A 3,703-nucleotide genomic window follows, 5' to 3' on the forward strand; every position below is an offset into this window, starting at 1 on the left:
CCGCCGGCCGGGTGCCCGTGCCGGCCGCCTACGCCGCCGGAATCGCCCTCGGCGTCCTCGCGCCCGCCGTCGCGGCCCGGGTGTGCCCCCCGGCGGCCGCCGCGCTGCTGACCGCCTACCTCGCCGTGCAACTGGCGTACTGCGTCAGCCTCAAGCACGTCCTCGTCGTCGACCTCGTCGCCGTCACCACCGGCTTCGTGATGCGCGCGGTGATCGGCGGCCTCGCCCTCGGCATCCCCCTGTCCCGCTGGTTCCTCATCACCACGGGGTTCGGCGCGCTGTTCGTGGTCGCCGCCAAGCGCTACTCCGAGGCCGTGCAGATGACCGGGAAAGCGGGTGCCACGCGCGCGTTGCTCACCGAGTACACCACCGGCTACCTCCGCTTCGTCTGGCAGCTCGCCGCCGGCGTCGCCGTCCTCGGCTACTGCCTGTGGGCCCTGGAGGAGGGCGGTGTGCCGCACACCGGCGTGCTGCCCTGGCGGCAGCTCTCCGTGGTCGCCTTCGTCCTCGCCGTCCTCCGCTACGCCGTCTTCGCCGACCGCGGGACCGCCGGCGAGCCCGAGGACGTGGTGCTGGGCGACCGCGCGCTCGCCGTCATCGGCCTGCTCTGGGCGGCGATGTACGCCCTGGCGGTGGCCGACTGGTGAGGAACGGACCGGTGGGAGACCGGCCGGTGAGGAACCGTCCGCTGCGCCACCGGTCACGGAGGTCCGGTTCCGGGGTACCAGGACATGGGTCTTCCGCGATGGGGGCAGGGTCGGATCATGGACTGGCTGAAAAGGCTTCCGGTCGTCGGGCCGTGGACGGCCCGGCTGATGCTCACGCACGCGTGGCGGTCGTACGAGCGTCTGGACCGGGTGCACTGGGCGCGCCTGGCCGCCGCGATGACCTTCAGGAGTTTCGTCGCACTGTTCCCGCTGCTCACCGTGGCCGCCGCGGCCGGCGCCGCCACCCTGAGCCAGGACCAGCAGAACACCCTTCAGGACAAGATCACCGACCAGGTGCCCGGCATCTCCGACCAGTTGGACATCGGGGAACTGGTGGAGAACGCCGGCACCGTCGGACTCATCGCCGGTGCCGTGCTGCTGTTCACCGGCATCAGCTGGGCCGGTTCCATGCGCGAATGCCTCCGCGCGGTGTGGGAACTGCCCGACGAGGAGGAGAACCCCCTCCTGCGCAAGGGCAAGGACCTGGGCGTCCTCGTCGGCCTGGGCGGCGCGGTCCTGATCACCCTGGCCGCCTCCGCCGTCGCCTCCGCGATGGTCGGCCGGATCAGCGACGCCATCGGGCTGGAGAAGGGCGGCTGGGGCGGGATCGTCCTGCACGTCGCCGCGTTCGCCGTCGCCGTCGGCGCCGACTTCCTGCTCCTGCTGTACGTCCTCACCCTGCTGCCCGGCGTCGAACCCGCCCGGCGCCGCCTGATCGTCGCCGCACTCACCGGCGCGATCGGCTTCGAACTGCTGAAGCTGCTGCTCAGCGGCTATATGCAGGGCGTGGCCACGAAGAGCATGTACGGCGCGTTCGGCGTCCCGGTGGCCCTGCTGCTGTGGATCAACTCCACCTCGAAACTGGTCCTGTTCTGCGCCGCCTGGACGGCGACGCGGAGCAAGCGGGACGAGGCCCCCGGGGTCACGGACGCGAGCGGCGGCGCACCAGGTCCGGCAGCGGCCAGCGCCGGTTGACCAGGAAGGCGCCGCCCGCGAGCAGCACGACCACTCCGCCGGCGATGCCCAGCGCGACCCCGATGCCGTCGGTGCCGCCGCCCGACGCGGCACTCGCCACCGGCTTCGAACCGGCCGCGACGGTACCGTCCCCGGCGCCCCCGGCCTCACCCGGGGAGGCGGACGGGCCCGGCTGGGGAGCGGCCTGCTCCGCGCTCCTCGGCCGCACCAGCTCACCCACCGGCTCGACCTTGCCGGCCGCCTTGAAGCCCCAGTCGAGGAGCCTCGCGGTCTCCTTGTAGACCCCGTTGCTCTCGTTCTTCTGCGGGTTCATCACGGTGACCAGCAGCACCTTGCCGTCCCGCTCGGCGACACCGGTGAAGGTGGCGCCGGCGTTGGTGGTGTTGCCGTTCTTCACGCCGGCTATGCCCTGGTAGACCGGTACGTCGGTGTCGCCGCGCAGCAGTCGGTTGGTGTTCTGGATCTCGTACGATCCGCGGACCTTCTTGCCCTTCTTGTTCTTCTTCGTCTCGCCGGGGAACTGCGCCCTGACCGTCGAGGCGTACTCCCGGAAGTCCTTCTTCTGCAGCCCGGAACGGGCGATCAGCGTCAGGTCGTACGCGGACGACACCTGCTTCGGGGCGTCGTAGCCGTCGGGGCTGACCACGAAGGTGTCGAGCGCCTGGAGCTCCTCGGCGTGCGCGTTCATCTCCTCGACGGTGTTCTCGACGCCGCCGTTCATCGCCGACAGCACGTGCACGGCGTCGTTGCCGGACATCAGGAAGACGCCACGCCACAGGTCCTCGACCGTGTACGTCTCGTCCTCCTTCACCCCGACCATGCTGGAGCCCGGACCGACACCGGCCAGGTCGGACGGCTCGACCTTGTGCTCCGTGGTCCTGGGCCACTTCGGCAGCAGCGTGTCGGCGAACAGCATCTTCAGCGTGCTCGCCGGGGCCAGCCGCCAGTGCGCGTTGTGCGCGGCGAGCACCTCGCCGGACTCGGCGTCGGCGACGATCCAGGAGCGGGCCGACAGGTCCTTCGGCAGCACCGGCACCCCGCTCGCGAGGTTGACCTGGGTCCCCGCCTGTCCGAGCCGGGTCCCGCCCACGACGGACATCTTCGCCGGGGGCGTGGCCGACGGACTCGTCGACGGCTTGGGGGCCGCGAGCGCGACGGGTGCGGTCAGCGCGGTGGACAACAGGACGGAGGAGGCGACCAGCAGCGATCGCCGGACGGTGTTCTTGGGTGCGGGCACGACCGGAAACGTACATGCCATACCTGACGAAGTCCCGGGCAGGTCCCCACCCCGGGCAAGGATCCGGACACCGCCCGGTGATACTGGAGCAATGAAGCTCAGCCGCCCCGTCTCCTGGTTCCTGCTCGCCTTCGGGGTGTGGAGCTGGGTCATCTGGGTCACTTTCGTCAAGAACCTGGTCAAGGACAGCAGCGGACTCGCGTTCGAGAACGGGCACCCGACGGCGTACTTCTTCGTTCACCTGACGCTCGCCGTCGTCTCCTTCGTACTGGGGACGGTCATCGGGGGCATCGGGTTGCGCGGACTGCGCGCACTGAGCCGGACGTCACGCACGTCCTGACCGGGAACAGGGGAACTGCGCCTCGTGGCCATCGTCTTCGTACTCATCGCGCTGCTGGTCGTGGCCGTCCTGGTGACGGGCAACTGGTACGTGTGGCGGCGCCTGTTCCGGGACACCACGAAGGGTCCGGGCGCGGTGCGCCGCGCGGGCGTCGTGGTGATCGCCGGCGGCTGGGCGCTGACCGTCGGGGCCTTCGTCGCCGGGCGCGGCGGTGCTCCCTTCTGGCTCAAGCAGGTCCTGGCCTGGCCCGGCTACCTGTGGCTGGCCCTGGCCCTGTACCTGCTGCTGGCGGTGCTCGCGGGCGAGCTGGTACGGCCGGTGCTGCGGCGGATCCTGGAGCGGCGGGCGAGGACGGCGGAGGCGGCGGACGCCCCGGCGCGGCCGGAGCCGATACCGGCCGGGCAGGGCACGGGACGCGGCCCCGGCGCAGGGACGGGCGGCGAG

Annotated in this window: 4 protein-coding genes and 1 pseudogene; 4 read left to right on the top strand and 1 reads right to left on the bottom strand. The window is 71.5% G+C overall.

The features are described 5' to 3' along the window. Positions 1–647: decaprenyl-phosphate phosphoribosyltransferase (locus tag B7767_RS13400; RefSeq protein ID WP_085572384.1), on the top strand; the 647-nt coding region annotated here is incomplete at its 5' end. 117 nt (positions 648–764) lie between these two features. Beyond that, entirely contained in the window at positions 765–1,682 is a 918-nt protein-coding gene (locus tag B7767_RS13405) for a YihY/virulence factor BrkB family protein (protein ID WP_085572385.1), read from the top strand. Here B7767_RS13405 and B7767_RS13410 read toward each other — a convergent pair. Beyond that, positions 1,630–2,919, bottom strand: coding sequence for a D-alanyl-D-alanine carboxypeptidase family protein (locus tag B7767_RS13410; RefSeq protein WP_085572386.1), 1,290 nt, complete (start codon positions 2,917–2,919; stop codon positions 1,630–1,632). The two genes, B7767_RS13405 and B7767_RS13410, sit on opposite strands and share 53 nt — an antisense overlap. A 91-nt stretch (positions 2,920–3,010) precedes the next feature. Here B7767_RS13410 and B7767_RS13415 point away from each other — a divergent pair, with 91 nt between their 5' ends. Both B7767_RS13415 and B7767_RS13420 read left to right on the top strand, forming a co-directional pair. Further along, on the top strand, positions 3,011–3,259 hold the full coding sequence (locus B7767_RS13415) for an SCO4848 family membrane protein (protein WP_085572387.1): 249 nt from the start codon (positions 3,011–3,013) through the stop codon (positions 3,257–3,259). A gap of 24 nt (positions 3,260–3,283) precedes the next feature. Continuing rightward, positions 3,284–3,703 (top strand): annotated as a pseudogene (locus B7767_RS13420) (metallophosphoesterase); the annotation flags it as partial.

The organism is Streptomyces sp. 13-12-16, assembly GCF_002114215.1.
In the GTDB taxonomy this organism is placed as follows: domain Bacteria; phylum Actinomycetota; class Actinomycetes; order Streptomycetales; family Streptomycetaceae; genus Streptomyces.

Bases quoted from the DNA above. Each gene is read 5' to 3' on its own strand.
- B7767_RS13415 (WP_085572387.1), top strand. From the start codon at position 3,011: ATGAAGCTCAGCCGCCCCGTCTCCTGGTTCCTGCTCGCCTTCGGGGTG.
- B7767_RS13405 (WP_085572385.1), top strand. From the start codon at position 765: ATGGACTGGCTGAAAAGGCTTCCGGTCGTCGGGCCGTGGACGGCCCGG.